This is a genomic window from Dactylosporangium sp. NPDC050688, from assembly GCF_040654515.1.
Taxonomy (GTDB): Bacteria; Actinomycetota; Actinomycetes; order Mycobacteriales; family Micromonosporaceae; genus Dactylosporangium.
The window spans coordinates 58,610-76,440 of sequence record NZ_JBFAIC010000013.1 but is presented as its reverse complement, the minus strand read 5'-3'; the positions used below and the strand labels follow the sequence as shown (position 1 = coordinate 76,440).

At 75.5% G+C, this 17,831-nt stretch carries 18 protein-coding genes; 9 read left to right on the top strand and 9 right to left on the bottom strand.

The features are described from left to right. Positions 1 to 282 precede the first annotated feature (282 nt). Positions 283 to 3,015, top strand: coding sequence for an FtsX-like permease family protein (locus tag AB0H83_RS15305; protein WP_360092942.1), 2,733 nt, complete (start codon positions 283 to 285; stop codon positions 3,013 to 3,015). Between the two features lie 43 nt (positions 3,016 to 3,058). On the opposite strand, the gene AB0H83_RS15300 is transcribed toward AB0H83_RS15305, so the two are convergent. Then, on the bottom strand, positions 3,059 to 3,739 hold the full coding sequence (locus tag AB0H83_RS15300) for a pentapeptide repeat-containing protein (RefSeq protein WP_360092939.1): 681 nt from the start codon (positions 3,737 to 3,739) through the stop codon (positions 3,059 to 3,061). Between the two features lie 10 nt (positions 3,740 to 3,749). Then, a complete protein-coding gene (locus AB0H83_RS15295) occupies positions 3,750 to 5,000 on the bottom strand; it encodes a PQQ-dependent sugar dehydrogenase (protein ID WP_360092936.1) in 1,251 nt (416 codons plus the stop codon). A 159-nt stretch (positions 5,001 to 5,159) separates the two neighbouring features. Between AB0H83_RS15295 and AB0H83_RS15290 the strand changes: the two genes are divergently transcribed. Both AB0H83_RS15290 and AB0H83_RS15285 read left to right on the top strand, forming a co-directional pair. After that, entirely contained in the window at positions 5,160 to 5,522 is a 363-nt protein-coding gene (locus AB0H83_RS15290) for a hypothetical protein (RefSeq protein WP_360092933.1), read from the top strand. A gap of 60 nt (positions 5,523 to 5,582) precedes the next feature. Continuing rightward, complete coding sequence (locus AB0H83_RS15285; protein WP_360093272.1) at positions 5,583 to 6,584, top strand: ADP-ribosylglycohydrolase family protein; 1,002 nt, start codon at positions 5,583 to 5,585, stop codon at positions 6,582 to 6,584. Positions 6,585 to 6,644: 60 nt separating this feature from the next. On the opposite strand, the gene AB0H83_RS15280 is transcribed toward AB0H83_RS15285, so the two are convergent. After that, positions 6,645 to 7,433 (bottom strand): siderophore-interacting protein, encoded by a 789-nt coding sequence (locus AB0H83_RS15280; protein WP_360092930.1) that lies wholly within the window; start codon positions 7,431 to 7,433, stop codon positions 6,645 to 6,647. Beyond that, positions 7,430 to 8,443, bottom strand: a complete 1,014-nt coding sequence (locus AB0H83_RS15275; RefSeq protein WP_360092927.1) for an ABC transporter substrate-binding protein — start codon at positions 8,441 to 8,443, stop codon at positions 7,430 to 7,432. Before AB0H83_RS15275 ends, AB0H83_RS15280 begins: the two co-directional genes overlap by 4 nt. 95 nt (positions 8,444 to 8,538) lie before the next feature. On the opposite strand from AB0H83_RS15275, the gene AB0H83_RS15270 reads away from it, so the two are divergent. The 3 genes from AB0H83_RS15270 to AB0H83_RS15260 all read left to right on the top strand — a co-directional run bounded on the left by AB0H83_RS15270 (position 8,539) and on the right by AB0H83_RS15260 (position 11,601). Beyond that, positions 8,539 to 9,543: an iron chelate uptake ABC transporter family permease subunit gene (locus AB0H83_RS15270; protein WP_360092924.1), complete on the top strand. Its 1,005-nt coding sequence runs from the start codon at positions 8,539 to 8,541 to the stop codon at positions 9,541 to 9,543. A 278-nt stretch (positions 9,544 to 9,821) separates the two neighbouring features. Beyond that, the gene (locus tag AB0H83_RS15265; RefSeq protein ID WP_360092921.1) at positions 9,822 to 10,763 is read left to right on the top strand and encodes an iron chelate uptake ABC transporter family permease subunit; all 942 of its coding nucleotides are present in this window, start codon (positions 9,822 to 9,824) and stop codon (positions 10,761 to 10,763) included. Next, positions 10,756 to 11,601, top strand: coding sequence for an ABC transporter ATP-binding protein (locus tag AB0H83_RS15260; RefSeq protein ID WP_360092918.1), 846 nt, complete (start codon positions 10,756 to 10,758; stop codon positions 11,599 to 11,601). The genes AB0H83_RS15265 and AB0H83_RS15260 overlap by 8 nt, the downstream gene beginning before the upstream one ends. Positions 11,602 to 11,916: 315 nt before the next feature. Here the strand turns inward: AB0H83_RS15260 and AB0H83_RS15255 are convergent, their stop codons facing one another. Then, entirely contained in the window at positions 11,917 to 12,375 is a 459-nt protein-coding gene (locus AB0H83_RS15255) for an NUDIX domain-containing protein (protein WP_360093269.1), read from the bottom strand. A 213-nt stretch (positions 12,376 to 12,588) separates the two neighbouring features. Here AB0H83_RS15255 and AB0H83_RS15250 point away from each other — a divergent pair, with 213 nt between their 5' ends. Continuing rightward, on the top strand, positions 12,589 to 13,557 hold the full coding sequence (locus tag AB0H83_RS15250) for a discoidin domain-containing protein (RefSeq protein ID WP_360092915.1): 969 nt from the start codon (positions 12,589 to 12,591) through the stop codon (positions 13,555 to 13,557). A 31-nt stretch (positions 13,558 to 13,588) separates the two neighbouring features. On the opposite strand, the gene AB0H83_RS15245 is transcribed toward AB0H83_RS15250, so the two are convergent. After that, on the bottom strand, positions 13,589 to 14,173 hold the full coding sequence (locus tag AB0H83_RS15245; RefSeq protein ID WP_360092912.1) for a hypothetical protein: 585 nt from the start codon (positions 14,171 to 14,173) through the stop codon (positions 13,589 to 13,591). Positions 14,174 to 14,404: 231 nt separating this feature from the next. Here AB0H83_RS15245 and AB0H83_RS15240 point away from each other — a divergent pair, with 231 nt between their 5' ends. After that, a complete protein-coding gene (locus tag AB0H83_RS15240; protein WP_360092909.1) occupies positions 14,405 to 14,608 on the top strand; it encodes a cold-shock protein in 204 nt (67 codons plus the stop codon). 154 nt (positions 14,609 to 14,762) lie between these two features. On the opposite strand, the gene AB0H83_RS15235 is transcribed toward AB0H83_RS15240, so the two are convergent. Together AB0H83_RS15235 and AB0H83_RS15230 are read right to left on the bottom strand one after the other, a co-directional pair. After that, positions 14,763 to 15,644, bottom strand: a complete 882-nt coding sequence (locus AB0H83_RS15235; RefSeq protein WP_360092906.1) for an ABC transporter substrate-binding protein — start codon at positions 15,642 to 15,644, stop codon at positions 14,763 to 14,765. A gap of 106 nt (positions 15,645 to 15,750) precedes the next feature. Beyond that, the gene (locus AB0H83_RS15230; RefSeq protein ID WP_360092903.1) at positions 15,751 to 15,903 is read right to left on the bottom strand and encodes a hypothetical protein; all 153 of its coding nucleotides are present in this window, start codon (positions 15,901 to 15,903) and stop codon (positions 15,751 to 15,753) included. Positions 15,904 to 16,145: 242 nt separating this feature from the next. On the opposite strand from AB0H83_RS15230, the gene AB0H83_RS15225 reads away from it, so the two are divergent. Beyond that, positions 16,146 to 17,534: an acyltransferase gene (locus tag AB0H83_RS15225; protein ID WP_360092900.1), complete on the top strand. Its 1,389-nt coding sequence runs from the start codon at positions 16,146 to 16,148 to the stop codon at positions 17,532 to 17,534. Here the strand turns inward: AB0H83_RS15225 and AB0H83_RS15220 are convergent. Beyond that, positions 17,506 to 17,823, bottom strand: coding sequence for an STAS domain-containing protein (locus AB0H83_RS15220; protein ID WP_360092897.1), 318 nt, complete (start codon positions 17,821 to 17,823; stop codon positions 17,506 to 17,508). The genes AB0H83_RS15225 and AB0H83_RS15220 overlap by 29 nt on opposite strands. Between the last annotated feature and the right edge of the window lie 8 nt (positions 17,824 to 17,831).

Sequence of the window (17,831 nt, the reverse complement as noted above, 5' to 3'; positions counted from 1 at the left end):
CGCTCACCGTGGGGGCAGTGGTAGCTCGCGGCGGCGCCGGAGCGCAGCGGAGGGGACGACGTGGGCGGCCAGCGGAGCGGCTCGGGCCGCTCACCGTGGGGGCAGTGGTAGCTCGCGGCGGCGCCGGAGCGCAGCGGAGGGGACGACGTGGGCGGCCAGCGGAGCGGCTCGGGCCGCTCACCATGGGGGCAGTGGTAGCTCGCGGCGGCGCCGGAGCGCAGCGGAGGGGACGACGTGAGCCGATTCGTCTGGGCACATCTTCGGGGGCGGGCGGGACGGGCGGTGGCACTCCTCATCGGGGTGCTCACCGCCACCACCGGCTTCACCGTGCTGACCGGCGCCACCGCGACCGCGCGGCTGCAGGTCACCGGCACCGTCGAGGCCAACGTGCGGGCCGCCTACGACATCCTGGTGCGCCCGCGCGGCAGCCGGCTGCCGCTGGAGGACGACCGGGCGCTGCTGCGGCCCAACGCCGTCTCCGGCATCTACGGCGGCATCACCATGGACGACTGGGCGAAGATCCGCACGGTGCCCGGGGTCGACGTCGCGGCACCGATCGCCATGGCCGGCTCGGTCAACGCCGCGGTCGGCGCGCCGGTCGACATCACCGACCTCGTCGACCGCGCGCTCGACCGGCAGGTCATCAGGGTCGACCGGACGCTGCTCGCCGACCGCGGTCTCAGCCGGGCACCGGCCACCCCGGTGTGGGTGTACGTGACGAAGCACGACCTGTCCTGGCCCACCTTCACCGGATCGGACCTCATGTTCACCGGCGGGCAGACGATCCCGTACAAGGAGTTCTGCGGCGGCAATTTCGGCGTGCTGGAGGACGGCCGGCCGGTGTGCCCGTTCCCCGAGCAGGACCAGGTCACCGACGCCACCACCCAGAACGTGCACGTGGTCCGACTGCGCCCCGACGGCACGTTCGACACCGCGATCTGGGGCGGGCAGCCGCCGCAGGCCCGGCTGGTCGTCACCGTGGCGTGGCACGAGCCGATGCTCATCGCCGCCGTCGACCCGCAGGCCGAGGACCGGCTCGTCGGGCTGCGGGGCGCCACCCAGGGCACCTTCCTGAGCGACGCGCCGGCCCGCACGACCGGCCCCGAGGCGGGCACGCCGCCGAAGAAGATCGTCCCCGTGCTGGCCACGTCGCGCCGGTACGCCGACACGACGGCGGCCGTCACGCTGTCCCGGGCCCGCATCGACGGCCCGCTGCCGGCGGGCGAGCCGGGCGCCGTGCTCGCCGCGATGGCCGCCGCGCCCGCGACCCGCCTGCGCGAGGACCTGCTGGACACCGACGCGGCGTACCAGCACACCACCAGCACCGAGATCGCCCGCGGCGGCGAGGGCTACAGCTTCGTCTACGGCCACGAGTGGCTGCTGCAGATCGGCGGCGTCACCTACCTGCAGTCCCCGGACGGCGGCCTCGCCGCGGTCCCGGTGCCCTACGACGCGGCCGCGTACGTCCTGCCGCACACGTTCGGCTTCCCGGCGCCGTGGCAGATCGACGACACCTCCTTCCGTACGGTGCGCAACGTGTCGGTGCGCAAGTACGGCGACGCGACGAAGACCGAGTTCGGCGTCGTCGGCACGTTCGACCCGCAGCGGCTCACCACGTTCAACCCGCTCAGCCGCGTGCCGATGGAGACCTACGAGCCGCCCCTGGTCGTCGGTGCCGACCAGTACACCCGCGACCTGCTCGGCGACCGCCCGCTCGCGCCCGGCGCCAACCCGGCCGGCTACCTGTCCTCGCCGCCGATGCTGCTGACCGGCATCGACACGCTGCAGGACGTGCTCGGCGACACCCAGGGCACCGACCGGGCCGCGCCGCTGAGCGCCGTGCGGGTCCGGGTCGCCGGCGTGCACGGCTTCTCCGCGACCTCCCGCGAGCGGGTCCGGCTCGTCGCGCAGGACATCGCCGCGCGCACCGGGCTCGACGTCGACATCACGTACGGGTCCTCGCCCGCCCCGCAGACCGTGACCCTGGCCGCCGGCCGGTACCAGCGACCCGAGCTGCGCGTCACCGAGCACTGGGTGAAGAAGGGCGTCGCGGCGAGCATCATCACCGCCGTGGACCGCAAGAGCGCCGTGCTGTTCGGGCTGGTCCTGGTGGTCTGCGCGCTCTTCGTCGCCAACGCCGTCGCCGCCGGGGTCCGCGACCGCCGCACGGAGCTGGCGACCCTCGCCGCGCTCGGCTGGCCCGCGCACCGCATCTTCGCCGCGGTCCTGGGCGAGGTCGCCACCATCGGCGCCGCCGCCGGCCTCGGCGCCCTCGCCCTCGCCGGCCCGCTCGGCGCGCTGCTGGACGTGCGCACCACGTGGACGCAGGCGCTGCTGGCGGTGCCGACCGCGGTCGTGCTGTCGCTGCTGGCCGGCCTGCTCCCGGCGCTCGGCGCGGCCCGCGGCCGGCCCGCGCACGGCATGCGGCCCGCGGTCGCCCGCCCCCGCCGCGCCGGCCGCCCCCGCGGCCCGCTCACCATGGGCCTGCTCAACCTGGTGCGGGTCCCCGGCCGGACCGCCCTCGGCGCCGGCGCGCTCGCCACCGGCATCGCCGCCGCCACCGTGCTCGGCGCCATCACGTTCACCTTCCACGGCGCGATCGTCGGCACCCTGCTCGGTGACGCGGTGTCGCTGCGGGTCAGGGCCGTGGACACGATCGCGGTCGCCGCCACGATCCTGCTCGGCGTGCTCGCCGTCGCCGACGTGCTGTACCTGAACATCCGCGACCGCGCCGCGGAGCTGGCCACCCTGCGCGCCACCGGCTGGACCGCCGCGGCCCTGGCCCGCCTCGTCGCCGCGGAGGGCCTCGGCATCGGCCTGCTGGGCGGCGCGCTCGGTGCCGCCCTCGGCGTGGCCGGCGCCGCCTGGCTGGTCGGCGACCTCACCGCGGGCCTGCTCACCACGGCCGCGTGGGCGGTCGCCGCGGGTGCCGCGCTGGCCACGTGCGCCGCCCTCGTCCCCGCGGTCCTGTTGCAACGCCTCCCCACCGCCCAGCTCCTCGCCGACGAGCGCTGAGCGCCGCACGGGCCGGGCGCCGCGACGGTGCGGCGCGCATCGTTCAGCCAGGGGTGAGGTGACCGGTGCACGACTCGCGCCCGCCGCCGCCTGACTTCGTGCCGTCCGGGCACACCACGTTGGACCAGGTCGTGCCGTCCAGGTCCGCGCCGTCGAGGCGGGTGCCGCGCAGGTCCGTGTCGACCAGTGACGCGCCGGTGAAATCTGCGTCGCGGGCGTCGGCGCCGCCGAGGTCGGAGCGGTGGAACTCGGTGCGGCGCAGGTCCGCGCCGCGCAGCACCGCGCCGCGCAGCCCGACGTCGGTGAACGTGCTGCCCTGCCACGCGGTCCGGCGCAGGTCGGCCCGGCCGAGCTCGACCCCGGTGAGCATCGCGTCGCGGGCCGCGGCGTCGCTGAGGTCGGCGCCGGTCAGGTCGACGTTCTCCATCGACACCGACCCGAGGCGCGCCGCGTGCAGGTTGGCGCCGCTCAGGTTCGCCTCCCGGACGAAACCGTCCACAGTGGAGCGTTCCAGGTCGGCGCAGCGCAGCCGGCGCTGCGACAGCTCGGCGTCGCCGACCACCCGGCCGGCCATCGACGCGGCCCCCGGCTCCGCGCACCGCCGGCCGTGGGTCTCCCCGGCCCGCTGCCGCACCAGTACCAGCCCGCCGAGCACGACGGCGACGGCCAGGCAGGCGACCGCCGCCCGCCGGCGCCCCCGGACCGTCCTCGGCGGGAACCGCACGGCCCCGCCGTCACCGCGGGCCCGGCGTGGCGACCGGGTGCAGCGTCAGCCGCAGGATCCGGTCGTCCTCGGCGGACGGTCCGTTGGGGTTGCGGCCGTCGCGGTTGGACGTGGTGAGCCACACGCTGCCGTCCGGCGCCGCGATCGCGGTGCGCAGCCGGCCGTACCGCGTCGCCAGGGCCTCCGTGGGGCGCCCCGTCACCCCGGCGCCGGGCCGCCAGCGGATGCCCCACGTGTCCGGGTCGCCGCCCTCCGTCGGCCGGCTGCCGGCCTGCTGCTCGGCGGAGCCGCCGATGCCGACCAGGTAGATGCGCTGACCGCGCAGGCAGGTGACCACCGCGATGTCGCCGAGCACCGCCACGTCGGCGCTGACCCCGACCTCCGGGTGCCAGGCCACGATCGGGTCCACGTACTGCGGTTTGCCGCCGATGCCCTCCACCAGCGGCCAGCCGTAGTTGCCGCCGGGGCGGATCACGTTCAGCTCGTCCCACACCGCCTCGCCGATCTCGGCGACATACATGGTGCCTGCGGCGTCCCAGGCCATGCCCTCGGGGTTGCGGTGCCCGTACGACCACACCAGCGAACCGCGGAACGGGTTGCCCGGCGCCGGCCTGCCGTCCACGGTCATCCGCAGGATCTTCCCGCCGAGGCTGCCGAGCTGCTGCGCCCCCTCGGTGTGCGTCGCCTCGCCGGTGCTCGCGTACAGGTACCCGTCGGGGCCGAACGCGAGCCGCCCGCCGTCGTGGATGCCGCCGCGGGGGATGCCGGTCACGATCGGCCTGGGCCGCTCGTTGAGCCTGAGCTTCGCGATCCGGTTGTCCACATCGGTCGTGTAGTAGATGTAGACCGTCTGGTCGAGGGCGAAGCGTGGTGAGGCGGCGATGCCGAGCAGCCCGCCCTCGTTGTCCGCCGTGGCCTCGCTGATCTTCGCCACCGGCGTGACCGTCAGCGTGCCGTTCGCGGCCCGGCCCGGGCCGACCTTGAGGATCCGCAGGGTGCTCCGCTCGGTGACCAGCGCGCCGCCGTCGGGCAGGAACGTCACGCCCCACGGGATGTTCAGGTGCCGCGCGACCGTGCTCACCGACACCGCCGCGTCGCCGCTCGCGGACGGGTTCACCGGGCCGTGGGCGAAGTCGGTCGGGTCGGTGACCGACGCCGGCGGCGGCGGCTTCGCGGGCGCGTCCGAGGTGCAACCGCCGAGCGTGCCCAGCACCAGCAGCACGACCAGCGCGCCGACGCCCGCGCGGACGGGTGTACCCATGGACCGGCTCTCCGTTCGCGCAGCCGTACATCGTCTCCCTGCACGATCACGAATTCCGCCGCGGGCGGCGTCACCTCCGGCGAGCGATCGGGTTTGAGTGCCCCGTGGCGGGGGCACCACGGCGGGGAGTCGAGCGACGCACCTTCGAGGGAGACCAGGATGAGACTGCTGACATTGGCCGCCGGGTTCGCCACCGGATACGTGCTGGGCACCCGTGCCGGCCGCGGCAAGTACGAGCAGATCGTCGAGGGCGCCCGGCAGCTGCGTGCCAACCCGACGTTCGCGCAGGCGCAGGCGACGGCCAGGAACCTCGCCACGTCCCCCGCCGCCACGGGCTCGTCGCCGTCGGTGGGCTCGTCGTCGGCCGGTTCATCGTCGGCCGGTTCGCCGGGCGCGAAGCACCTCGCCGCGACGTCGAGCGGGGCGGCCACGCCGTCCGCTTCACCTGCCACGCCGTCCGCCGCACCGAAGGCGCCGCGCAAGGCCAGCGCCACCACCGGCAAGGCCGACCCGCTCGCGTAGCGGACCCGTGCCGCGACGGCCCCGGCTGCCGCCGGGGCCGTCGTGCGTGCTGCGGCTACGATCCACTGCGTGTCGACTTCGGCCTCAGGGTGCCTGTTCGGACTGGCGTACGGTGACGCGCTCGGCAAACCGACCGAGTTCCTGACCGTCGAGGCGGTCGTCGCGCGGTACGGGCCCGGCGGCCCCCGCGACCTGGAGGGTGACCCGGCGCTCGTCACCGACGACACGCAGATGACCCTCGCCGTCGGCGCGGCGCTGCTGGACGCGCCCGAGCCGACCCCCGCCGCGCTGGAGCCGCTGCTGCGCGAGCGGTTCGTGGCGTGGGCGCACAGCCCCGACAACAACCGGGCGCCCGGGATGACCTGCCTGCGTGCCTGCGACGGGCTCGACCGGGGCCTGCCGTGGGTCGAGGCGACCGTCGCCGGCTCCAAGGGCTGCGGCGCGAACATGCGGGTCGCACCCGTCGGGCTCGCCCCCGGCTACGACCTGGACACCCTCGCCGGGGTGGCGCAGCTGCAGGCCGCGATGACCCACGGGCACCCGACCGCCCTGGCCGCCAGCGAGCTGACCGCCTACGCGGTGCGCCTGCTGCGTGACGGGGCCGGGCTCGCCTCGCTCCCCGCCGAGCTGCGCGAGCGGTGCCGGTCGCAGCGCACCACGTACCGTGGCGAATGGCTCGGCACGCTGTGGCAGCGGCCGGGCGTGGCCAGCCCAGCGGACTTCATCAGCCGCGGCTGGGACGAGTGCGCCGGCGTGCTCGACCGGCTCGACCTCGCCCTCGCGGGGCCCGACGACGGCGGCGACCCGTGCGCGGCCACCGGCGCCGGCTGGGTCGCCGAGGAGGCCCTCGCGACCGGCCTGCTGTGCGCCGTCCGGCACGCCGGCGAGCCGGTGACCGCCCTGGCCCGCGCCGCGACCACGTCCGGCGACTCCGACTCCATCGCCTGCCTGGCCGGCGCGTTCATCGGCGCCGAGCGGGGCATGGCCGCGTGGCCCGTGCAGTGGCTCGACCGGATCGAGTACGCCGGTCAGCTCGCTCGGCTCGGCCGGGCCTGGGACTGAAGCCGGGCCTGGGACTGAAGCCGGGCCTGGGACTGAAGCCGGCCAGGCCAGAGCTGGGTGTCACGCGCCGGACTCGGCGACCAGGTCGTCCTCGGTGGCGCTGCGGCGCCAGTACCCGGTGAACATCACCCGCCGCCGGTCGATGCCCCGCTCGCCGACCAGGTGCCGGCGCACCCCGCGGACCACGCCGGACTCACCCGCGACCCACGCGTAGGGCGTGCCGGCGGGCAGGTCGGCGCCGCGCAGCGCGTCCAGCACCCCGCCGCCGGCGAGCCAGGTCACCTCGGCGCCCGCGGGGCGCGGCAGGTCCCGTACGCCGGCCCGGTCCGGCACCTCGACCCACGCCCGGACCGGCCGCGACCCGCCGACCCAGTCCAGGATGCCGGCGAGGGCCGGCACGGCGGTCTCGTCGCCGGTGAGCAGGATCCAGTCGGTGTCCGGCGGCGGGCGGAAGTCGACGCCGCCGTTGTCGGCGACGGTCGGGCCGAGCACGACGGCCCGGTCGCCGGGGCGGGCGTGCCGGGCCCAGGTCGAGGCCGGTCCGGCGCAGACGGTGTCGTGCACGGCGAAGTCGACGTCGAACTCGCCGTCGCGCTGCTCGCGGACCGTGTACGTGCGCATCACCGCCCGGGTCGCCGGGTCGGCGGCCCGCCACCGCGGGTACCAGTCCTCGCCCCGGGGCACGTCCGCGGCGCGCTGGTGCGGCTGCGGCAGGAACAGCTTGAAGCGCTGGTCCCGCCCGCCGCTGGCGAACGCGGACAGTCCGGCGCCGCCGAACACGATCCGCACCGCCGACGGGGACAGCAGCTCCCGGCGCAGCACCGTGACGTCGAAGAACTCGAACGTCACGGGGTGACCTTCTTCGCCGAGGTCAGCGCCTTCGCCAGGGCCTCCAGGGGGCCGGCGCAGCCGGCGTGGCTGAAGCGGGGCTCACTGAGCCACGGCACGAGCTGGCCGGCCTTGACCGCCGGCAGGGCCGCCCACGTCGGCTTGGCGGTGAGGTCCTTGGGCTGCAGCGCCGAGGTGCGGCTGTCGAGCAGGATGACGTCGGCCGCGTACCGGTCGGCGTTCTCCCAGCTCAGGTTCTCGAAGAAGCCGCCGGTGACGTTGGCCGGGGTGATGACGTCGACGCCGAGCTCGCGGTAGTAGCTCAGGTCCGCGTACGCCTTCGGGGTCGACGCGTACAGCAGGTCGGGACTGGCGGACGCGGCGAGGACCTTGAGCCCGGGGTTGGCCTTGACCGCCGCCTTCACGGCCTCGCCGGCGGCGGCGAAGCGGGCCTTGGCGTCGGTGACCGCCTTCGCCGCCGGGTCGGCGCCCAGCGCCGCGGCGAGGGCCGCGTACCGCTCGATGACCTGCAGCAGGGTGACGCCGCCGGACACGCTGAGCCCCACGCTCGGGGCGAGGGCAAGGATCTTGTCCTTGCTGTCGTCGGGGACGTACCACAGGGCGCCCGGCTCGTACATGTTGGTGACGAGCAGGTCGGGGTTCAGCTTGGCGTACTTCTCGATGTTGAACTCGCCCCAGGCGTTGCCCAGCGAGGTGAGCCGGTCCACGTCGAGGTCGCCGGCGAGCGGGTCCTTGCCGCCGTCGGCGCTCTTCGACGGGCCGAACGTGCCGACGACCTGGGCGTCGACGCCGAAGTCGCGCAGCGCGGCGGCGGAGCCGACGTAGGCCACGACCCGGCTGGGCGTCCTGGCGGCGGTCACCTTCGTGCCGCGGTCGTCGGTGAACTCCCACGGGCCGCCGCCCGGCGCGGCGGCGGAACCGTTGCCGCCGTCGTCGCCGCAGGCGGCGAGCAGGGCGCCGAGGCCGAGGGTGCCGGCACCGGTGAGGAGACGCCGTCGGGAGAGGGGCATGGTGTTGACCTTCCGATCGCTGGCTTGATTCTTGGAGCGGCATAAGGTTAGCCTGCCCTAAGTTGATCGTGTCAAGTCCACCCGGGAGCTCCTCCGTGCAAGGTGTCCACAGAGGACGCTGGCTGGTCGCCGCCACCGTGCTGCTCACCCTGACCCTCGTCGCGAGCCTGGCGATCGGCGCCCGGTCCCTCGCCCTGCTCGACGTCTGGCATGCGCTGACCAGGTCAGACGTCGACTCCGGCGCGGCCGCCGCGGACAGCGCGGCCGCGGTGGTGCGGCAGCTGCGGCTGCCCCGCGGCGTCCTGGGGCTGCTCGTCGGCGTCGCCCTCGGCCTGGCCGGCGCGCTCATGCAGGCGCTCACCCGCAACCCCCTTGCCGACCCGGGTCTGCTCGGCGTCAACGCCGGCGCGGCGGCCGCGGTGGTGTCGGCCATCGCGTTCCTCGGCGTGTCCGACCTGTCCGGGTACATCTGGTTCGCGTTCGCCGGTGCCGCGCTCGTCACCGTCGCCGTGTGGGCGGTCGCCGGCGGCGCGACGGCCACCCCCGCGGGGCTCGCCCTGTCCGGCACCGCCGTCACCGCGGTGCTGTACGCCTACGTGACCGCGGTGCAGCTGATGGACACCGCCTCGCTGGACCGGATGCGCTTCTGGACCGCAGGCTCCCTCGCCGCGGCGCGGCCCGGCACCGCGACGCTGATCCTGCCGTTCGTCGCCGCGGGGGTACTGCTCACCGCCGCGCTCGCCCGCACCCTCAACGTGCTGGCGCTGGGCGACGACACCGCTCGGGCCCTCGGCACCAGCCCGGTGCGGGTCCGGGCCGCCGCGGCCGTCGCCGTCGTGCTGCTGTGCGGCGCGGCGACGGCCGCCTGCGGCCCGATCGTCTTCCTCGGCCTGATGGTGCCGCATCTGGTACGCCCGCTGACCGGCCCCGACCTGCGGTGGCTGCTGGCGTTCTGCGCGGTGCTGGCGCCGGCCCTGCTGCTGGGCGCCGACGTGCTCGGCCGGGTCGTCGCCCGCCCCGGCGAGCTGCAGGTCGGCGTCGTCACCGCGGTCGTCGGCGGCGGCTTCTTCCTCGCCGTGGTCCGCCGGAGGCGGGCGTGAGCGGCCAGCGCAGCGGCTCGGGCCGCGAACCATGGGGTCAGGGTCGGTTCGGGGCGGCGCCGGAGCGCAGCGGAGGTGACGGCATGAACGGCCGGGAACTCGGCGACGGTCGGACGAAGCTTGCGACGGCATCGCCGTCGGCATCCGAGTCGTCGCCGGCGGTGGTGCGCGGCGGTGGCAGTGGTGGTGACGGTGTGCGCGGTCGGAAGCTCAGGCCGGCGGCGGAACGCGGCGGAGGCGCGGCGCGTGCCAGGTGGACCGGGGGCGCGTGCGCGCTCGTGGCGCTCGCCGTCGCGGTGTACGCCGTCGGCAGCGGCGACTACCCGATGAGCGTGCCGGACGTGCTGCGCACCCTCGCCGGCGGCGGCTCGGCCGCGGACACGTTCATCGTCACCGAGCTGCGCCTGCCGCGGGTCGTCACCGGCCTGCTCGCCGGTGCTGCGCTCGCCCTGTCCGGCGCCGTGTTCCAGTCGCTGGTCCGCAACCCGCTCGGCAGCCCCGACGTGCTCGGCTTCACCCAGGGCTCGGCGACCGGGGCGCTCGTCGCCGTCGTCGTCGCCGGCGGGGGCGCCGCGGCCGTCGCGGGCGGCGCGGTCCTCGGCGGCATCGCCACCGGCGCCGCGATCCACCTGCTCGCCTGGCGCGACGGTGGGTACGGCCACCGCCTCATCCTCGTCGGCATCGGCGCGGCCGGGGTCCTCACCGGCGTCAACAACTACCTGCTCACCCGGGCGCAGATCATCGACGCCGCCCGCGCCGTGCTGTGGCTCACCGGCAGCCTCGACGGCCGCGGCTGGGGCAACGCCGCCGCCGTCGCGGTCGCGGTCGGCGTCGTCGGTCCGGCCGTCGTGGCCTGCGGCAGGCCGCTGCGGGCCCTGGAGCTCGGCGACGACCCGGCCCGCGCCCTCGGCGTGCGGGTCACGGCGGTCCGCTTCGCCGCGCTCGCCGGGGCCGTGCTGCTCAGCGCCGCCGCGGCGGCCGCCGCCGGGCCGGTCGCGTTCGTCGCGCTGACCGCGCCGCAGCTCGCCCGCCGGCTCACCGGCGCGCCGGGGCCGAACCTCGTGCCGTCGCTGTGCCTCGGCGCCGCCCTGCTGACCGCCGCCGACGTGGTGGGCCAGCGTGCCCTGCCGGGCCACCAGGTGCCGGTCGGCGTGGTCACGGGGCTGCTCGGCGGTGGGTACCTCATCTGGCTGCTCGCCCGCGGGAGGAAGCGTGGCTGACCGGCTCAGCGGCGAGGGCCTGACCCTCGGCTACGACGGCCGCACCGTCGCGGAGGACCTGAGCGTCAGCGTCCCCGACGGGTCGTTCACCGTCATCGTCGGGCCCAACGCGTGCGGCAAGTCGACGCTGCTGCGGGCGCTCGCCAGGACCCTGCGGCCGCGGGCCGGCGGCGTCCTGCTCGACGGGCGCGACATCAGCACCCGCCCGACCCGCGAGGTCGCGCGGACCCTCGGGCTGCTGTCACAGTCGGCGCTCGCCCCCGCCGGCATCACCGTCGCCGACCTGGTCGCGCACGGCCGGTACCCGCACCACGGGCCGCTGGGCCGGTGGAGCGCCGCCGACCGGGACGCGGTGCGCGGGGCCCTCGCCGCCACCGGCGTCGCCGACCTCGCCGGCGCCCCGGTGGACGAGCTGTCCGGCGGGCAGCGGCAGCGGGTCTGGATCGCCGTGGCGCTCGCCCAGGACACGCCGCTGCTGCTGTTGGACGAGCCGACGACGTACCTCGACATCACCCACCAGATCGAGGTCCTGGAGCTGTGCGCCCGGCTGCATCGCGACCGCGGACGCACGCTGGTGGCCGTGCTGCACGACCTGAACCTGGCGGCCCGCTACGCCACGCACCTCGTCGCCATGCGCGCCGGCCGGGTCGTGGCCGCGGGCCCGCCGCCGGCGGTGGTGACGGAGCAGGTCGTCGAGGCCGTGTTCGGGCTGGCGTGCCGGGTCATGCCGGACCCTGAGACGGGGACCGCCATGGTGATCCCGCGCCGCGGGCCCGCTCCCGGCGGATCCGGCGCACCTGCCGCTCGACCCGCACCTCCTGCAGGAGCGTCGACGTAGCGACCCCGGCGACCGACCCCACGAACCACACCAGCGGCACGGCGAGCACCCCGGCGGCGACGGACAACAGCACGGCATTCCTCCCCTTGGTCGAAGGCTCCATGATGCGACGCCGGCATCGCGGCCGGATTGCCGGCCGGGCGCCGTCAGGGTTCGCGGTGCTCGGGCGCGGGGGCGCGGCCGGCGTGCGCTGCAGCCGGTGTGGGGCGCGGTGTGGGGCGCGGACGGCTCCGGCGCGGTGGGGCAAGGTTCGGGGCAATGACCGGCTTCAGGCGGCGGCGCGCCGGGGGCCGTGCTCGGGCGCGGTGACCGGCTTCAGGCGGCGCGCCACGGGCCGTCGGGTGCGAGGCCGGCGAGCACCTCGAGCAGGTGCGGCGGCTCGAGCCGCTCCGGCAGCGACCCCAGCTCCGCCCAGCCGACCCAGGCGTGCGCCTGCAGGTTGACCTGCTCGTCGGGCAGCAGGCCGGCGCGCCCCAGCGGCGGCCGGTCGCCGTCGAACCGGGCGAGGAAGAAGTGCTCGACCCCGGCGTAGTGCACCCCGTCCCACCACACGTCCCGCTCGACCGGCACCGCCCGCTCCCGCACCGCCGCCGGGTCGAGCCCCGTCTCCTCGGCCAGCTCCCGCCGCGCCGCCGCCAGCGGCGTCTCGCCGAGCTCGATGCCCCCGCCGGGCGGCTCCCACAGCACGCTGCCGTCGGACGGGTCGCGCCAGCGCAGCAGCAACACCCGGTCCGCGGCGTCCAGGCAGACGACCCGGGCGGCGGGCCGGAACATGGTCACCGCCCGACGGTACTGGATCCCGCCCCCCGGGAGCGGGGCGCCCGCCGCCGGAGTAACGGGGCACCGGGCTGCTTCGCTCATTCGACAGTGCCCGGATTGCCGGCTGACGCGGAGATCCACCGTTGTTCCCTAGCGGAGGGACGCCGGTGGACCTAAGCTCCCAACGTCGGCCCGCCAAGATCGGGTCGGCGGGAAGGAGAGCGTCCGGTGGCGGACCAGGACCCCGAGCCACCGCGCCTGGTCAGGCCGTACGTGGCCGGGCCGCCGGACGAGCCGATGGAGCCGGCAGAGCCGATGGAGCCGGCGGAGCCGGCAGAGCTGACCGAGGTGGCGGAGCTGGCGGAGGAGGCAGGGCCGGCCCTGCCGGCCGGCCACCGGCGGCGCGGCCGCATCCGGCCGGGACGGGCCGCACGCAGCACCGATGCCTCAGCCGGCACGCGACCCGGGGCGGCAGCCGGGACCACGGGCGGGGAGCGGCGAGCCGTCGTCGCGGTGGCCGTGGTTGTGGTGGTGGCGCTGGTCGGCGGGCTGATCACGGCGGTGCTGACCAGACGCGACGGCAGAGACGGCACGGACCCGACGGCCCCGCCGCTGCCGACAGCGGCGGGGATTGCGACCCTGCCGCTGCCGCCGGAGGTCGGGGAGTCGTCCGGCCCGCCGGCATCAGGGCACTCCGGGGTGTCGAGCCCGGCGGCCGCGTCCAGCCTGCTCGGGTCGTCGCAGACCGGCGCGCCGCAGGCATCGGCGGTGGCGCCGGGTGACGGTACACCTGCCGCCGCCGTCAACACCGACGGGGCCAACCTCGCGCTGGGCCGGCCGGTCGCGGCATCGTCGGTGGAGGGCGACGCCTTCACGTCCCGCTTCGCCGTCGACGGCGACCTGTGGACCCGGTGGAGCAGCGCCTTCAGCGACCCGCAGTGGATCAGCGTCGACCTCGGCCGGCCGTGGCTGGTCAGCCGGGTCGTGCTGCGGTGGGAGGCGGCGTACGGCGTCGAGTACGACATCGCGGTCAGCACCGACGGCACGACGTGGCGCACCGTGTGGCGCACCGGGACGGGCGCGGGCGGGGTACAGGAGGTGCGGATCGCCGCGACGCCGGCCCGGTTCGTGCGGATGACCGGCACCCGGCGCAACGGCCAGTACGGCTACTCGCTGTTCGAGCTCGAGGTCCGCTGAGCACCCGTCAGAGCACCCGCTAGAGCACCGGTCAGAAGCCCGGCAGCGCCTTGAACCGCTCGTCCAGCCGGATGCTCGGCAGCAGGCGGCGCAGCGTGGCGCGGACCAGGGTCAGCGGGTGCTGCGGGAACTGCGCGTCGTACTGCTCGTGGTCGGCCCAGTGGTACGGCAGCCCGCCGGTGGCGTCGGGGGCGTACGGCGACGGCGTGTAGAACCGGTCCGGCCCGAGCTGCGCCATGATGGACGCCTCCCGCATGCCGGTCGTGCCGGTCTCGGGGGCCTGCAGCTTCAGCACGGTGCTGCAGGCCGCCCGCGGCACGGTGTAGGAGCCGATGAACACCTGCCCGTGCCCCTGCGGATGGCGGACCTTCAGCAGCTGCCGCACGGCCGGCACGCCGTCGACCGGCTCGACGGCCGCGTCGATGAGCCCGGCCCCGGCGCCGGCGGTGTGCCGGGCCAGGCCCGCCAGCAGCGTGGCCGGGTCCTGCAGCGAGGCGGGCAGGTCCGGGCGCAGGTTGAAGAAGTGCAGCGACATGACCGTGCCCTGCCCGTCGCGCCACGCGAGTTGGTCGACCTGCTGGAAGCCGGTCAGGTCAAGATGGGTGACAGCGGTCATGGGACGGCATTCTCGCCAGGCGTGTCGCGAGATACAAACGATCGAGGGAAATTTTTCGCGCCGATTTGTACACTTTTCGTACGTTCTGTACATCATACGAGTAGGGGAATGCGACAAGTAGCACAGCGGAGATGACGCGGCCGGGCGCCCGCTCGCGTACGGTGGTTCGCGGCGAGGTCTTCACCGCCGGCCAACACGGCCGGCAGGACTCGTCGTGTTCAGGAGGAACGCGTGGCTAGCGGTACCGTGAAGTGGTTCAACTCCGAAAAGGGCTTCGGCTTCATCCAGCAGGACGATGGTGGCGCGGACGTCTTCGTGCACTACTCGGCCATCGCGAGCTCCGGCTACCGGGAGCTCGCCGAGGGCCAGAAGGTCGAATACGACGTGACCCAGGGTCAGAAGGGTCCGCAGGCCGACAACGTCCGCGGCATCTGACACCTGCTCCGATGGAGCGGACACCTGCACCTGCCGGTGACCGCAGCGCGCGTCGACGCCTGAGCGCTGAGACGCACCGCTGATTCGGACAGCGCGGGCCCGTGCAAGGTCCTGTGAAGGGCCGCCGCACGGGCCCGTCGTCGTGTCCGGCGGGCTACGCGACCCGGGCGACCGCACCCGGGCGGTCCGGCACCGTCCCGGGGTGCAGGACGGACGCCAGGGCCTCGACCCCGTCGACCAGCCGCGGGCCGGGGCGCACCACGATGCCGTCGGCGTCGATCGCCCACACCTGCGCGCCAGGGAAGCGGAGCGCGACCTGCCGGGCCTGCTCCGCGGCGCCGTCGAGGTGGAAGCCGCACGGCGACACCACCACCACGTCCGGGGCCGCCGCGGCCAGGCGCGGCCAGGTCGTCTCGACCGACCGGGCGCCGGGGCTCGCGGCGACGGGCTCGCCGCCGGCCGCGCGGACCAGGTCAGGAACCCAGTGCCCGGCGGTGAACGGCGGGTCGACCCACTCCACCACCAGCACCCTCGGCCGGGGGCGCGCACCCACCGCGCCCGCCACCGCGTCCAGCCGTGCTCGCAGGCCGGCGACGAGCCGCGCGGCCCGCTGCGGCACCCCGACCCGGTCGCCGACCGCGACGATCGTGCCGAGCACGTCGTCGAGGGAGTGCGGGTCCAGCGACAGCACGTCCGCCCGGCACCCGAGGTGCTCCAGGGCGTCCTCGACGTGCCCGGAGGGCAGGGCGCAGACCCGGCACAGGTCCTGGGTCAGGATGAGCTGCGGGTCCAGGGCGGCGAGCGCGCCCGCGTGCAGCGTGTACAGGTCGGCGCCGGCGGCGAACTGTCCCCGCACGTACGCGTCGATCTCGCCCGGCGCCATCCCGCGGGTGTCCCGGCCGCCGACGACGACGGTCTTGTCCACCCGCGCCGACGGCGGCTCGTCGCACTCGAACGTCACGCCGACCAGGTCGTCGCCGAGGCCGAGCGCGTAGACGATCTCCGTGGCGGACGGCAACAGGGACACCAGGCGCATACCCAGCACAGTAGGCGCCGCGCGGCAGGCAGCGCGGGGGCGGTGCCTCAGTGCTGGGCGCGCGACCGCAGTGCTGGGCGCGCGACCGCAGTGCCGGGGCGCGGCCTCAGTGCCGGCGGCCGCCGGACACCTTCGCGGCGAGCCGGCGCAGCTTCTCCTGGTTGGCCGGCTTCGCCAGCTCCCGGCGGCCCTGCTCCACGACGCGGCGCCCGGCCGGGCTGTTCAGGAACTTCGTGATGCGCTGCAGGATCGTTGGCATACCGGACTGGTACCCCGGGCGGCGAGGACCTGAACGTCCGGCGTTTCCGCGTACGGCGGCGTCGCGGGTCCGGTAGCATCGACGCGGATGTGGGCCCGCCCGGCCTCCACCGCATCCGACCTCTTCTGCGAATCCTCCCCCCGGTGTCGTTCCGCTGAGATCGACGCCGCCCCGCGCTGCGGCGTCATGACACCCGCTTCGCCCGAGGGTTCCCGCCCAGGCGAGGGGAGAGGCATGCGTTGGTGCAGCTGCAAGGGCAGCAGGTCAGGCCGGTCGTCGTCCGGCAACGCTCGCAGCGCAGGCCCAAGCCGCGGCACGGGCTGCCGCCGCCGACCCTCGGGCAGCTGTACGCCGGGCGCGACAACGGCATCGGCGCCATCCGCCTCGGCCTCGCCGTCGTGGTGGTGCTGACGCACGGCACGTCGCTCGGCTTCGGCTGGGAGGACCTCGGCAATTCGCTGTTCCGCGGCCAGACCAACACCGGCACCCTCGCCGTGTTCAGCTTCTTCGTGCTGTCGGGGCTGCTGATCACCCGCAGCGCGGCGCGGACGTCGCCGGGGCGGTTCGTGTGGCACCGGATGCTGCGGATCCTGCCGGGGCTGTGGGTGTGCCTGCTGGTCACGGCGTTCGCCGTCGCGCCCCTGGTGGCGCTGCGCGAATGGGGCAACCTCGACGGCTTCTGGTCCGGGCCGAAGGGGCCGGTGCAGTACGTGACCGGCAACTGGTTCGCCGGGGTCCGCCAGTACGGCATCCACGACCTGCTCGGCGCGTCCACCCCGTGGGGCCGGCAGACCGGCAGCAGCGTCTTCGACGGTGCACTGTGGTCGCTGGTGTACGAGCTGCTCTGCTACCTCATGGCCGGGCTGCTCGCGGTGACCGCGGTGCTGCGCCGCCGCCGGTGGCTCGTCGTGGGCCTCGCCGTGGCGCTGTACGCCGTGGTCGTCGTCGACCAGATCCAGGGCCGCCCGCTGCTCGGCCCGCCCACCCCGCACTACGGCTCCGTGCACCTGCCGCTGCTCGGCGCGGTGTATTTTCACTGGATCATGTACCTGGGGCTGCTGTTCCTCGGTGGGGCGGTGCTGGAGCTGTACCGCGACCGGGTCGTCATCCACGACGGTGCAGGGCTGGCCTGCCTGACGGCCCTGGCGGGGTCGCTGCTGTTCGGCGGGTTCTTCGTGATCGGTTTCCCGGCACTGGTGTACGTGCTGGCCTGGGCGGCCGTGCGGATGCCGCCCGCGCTGCGCCGGATCGGGCGGCGCAACGACTACTCCTACGGCGTCTACATCTACGGGTTCGTCGGCCAGCAGGTGTTCGCGAGCCTCGGCTGGAGCCGGTGGGGCTACCTGCCCTACATCGCCATGTCGCTCGCCGCCGCCTTCGCGGCCGCCGCGCTGTCCTGGCACCTGATCGAGCGGCGGGCGATGGCGTTGAAGGACTGGACGCCACACCGCTTCCGTGCCCCGGCCCCGGACCCGGTCCCGCCGCGGCTGCCGCCGATGCGGGCGCTGCCGGCCGGCGGGGGCCACGGCGGTGTCTCCGGGGGTGTCGCCGGCGGTGTCGGCCCGGCGCTGGTCGGCGGGCGCCTTCTCGAGGAGGGCGGCGCTATACCGGTGGCAGGCCGAACAGGGTGACCAGGCCGGCGGTGCGCAGGGTCCGCGCCAGCGCGGCCGACGGGTTCTCCAGCACCAGCCGCGACCCGGCGCGCTCGGCGAGCCGGTACGCGGAGACCAGGGCGCCGATGCCGCTGGAGTCGACGAACGTCACCAGCCGCAGATCGAGGTACAACGCACCCGGCGGCGGCTGCAGGGCCTGCTCGACACAGGCGCGGAACCGCTCCGCGGCGCCGTAGTCCAGGTCGCCGCGCACGACGATGACGGTGCCGCCACCGAGGCGTCCTTGCACATGCAGGCTCAATTCCACCGAAACCG

Excerpts from the sequence above, each read along its gene's own strand:
- AB0H83_RS15295 (WP_360092936.1), bottom strand. The coding sequence starts at position 5,000 with ATGGGTACACCCGTCCGCGCGGGCGTCGGCGCGCTGGTCGTGCTGCTG.
- AB0H83_RS15245 (WP_360092912.1), bottom strand. The coding sequence starts at position 14,173 with ATGACCGCTGTCACCCATCTTGACCTGACCGGCTTCCAGCAGGTCGAC.
- AB0H83_RS15235 (WP_360092906.1), bottom strand. The coding sequence starts at position 15,644 with ATGCGCCTGGTGTCCCTGTTGCCGTCCGCCACGGAGATCGTCTACGCG.
- AB0H83_RS15230 (WP_360092903.1), bottom strand. The coding sequence starts at position 15,903 with ATGCCAACGATCCTGCAGCGCATCACGAAGTTCCTGAACAGCCCGGCC.
- AB0H83_RS15255 (WP_360093269.1), bottom strand. The coding sequence starts at position 12,375 with ATGTTCCGGCCCGCCGCCCGGGTCGTCTGCCTGGACGCCGCGGACCGG.
- AB0H83_RS15275 (WP_360092927.1), bottom strand. The coding sequence starts at position 8,443 with ATGCCCCTCTCCCGACGGCGTCTCCTCACCGGTGCCGGCACCCTCGGC.
- AB0H83_RS15290 (WP_360092933.1), top strand. The coding sequence starts at position 5,160 with ATGAGACTGCTGACATTGGCCGCCGGGTTCGCCACCGGATACGTGCTG.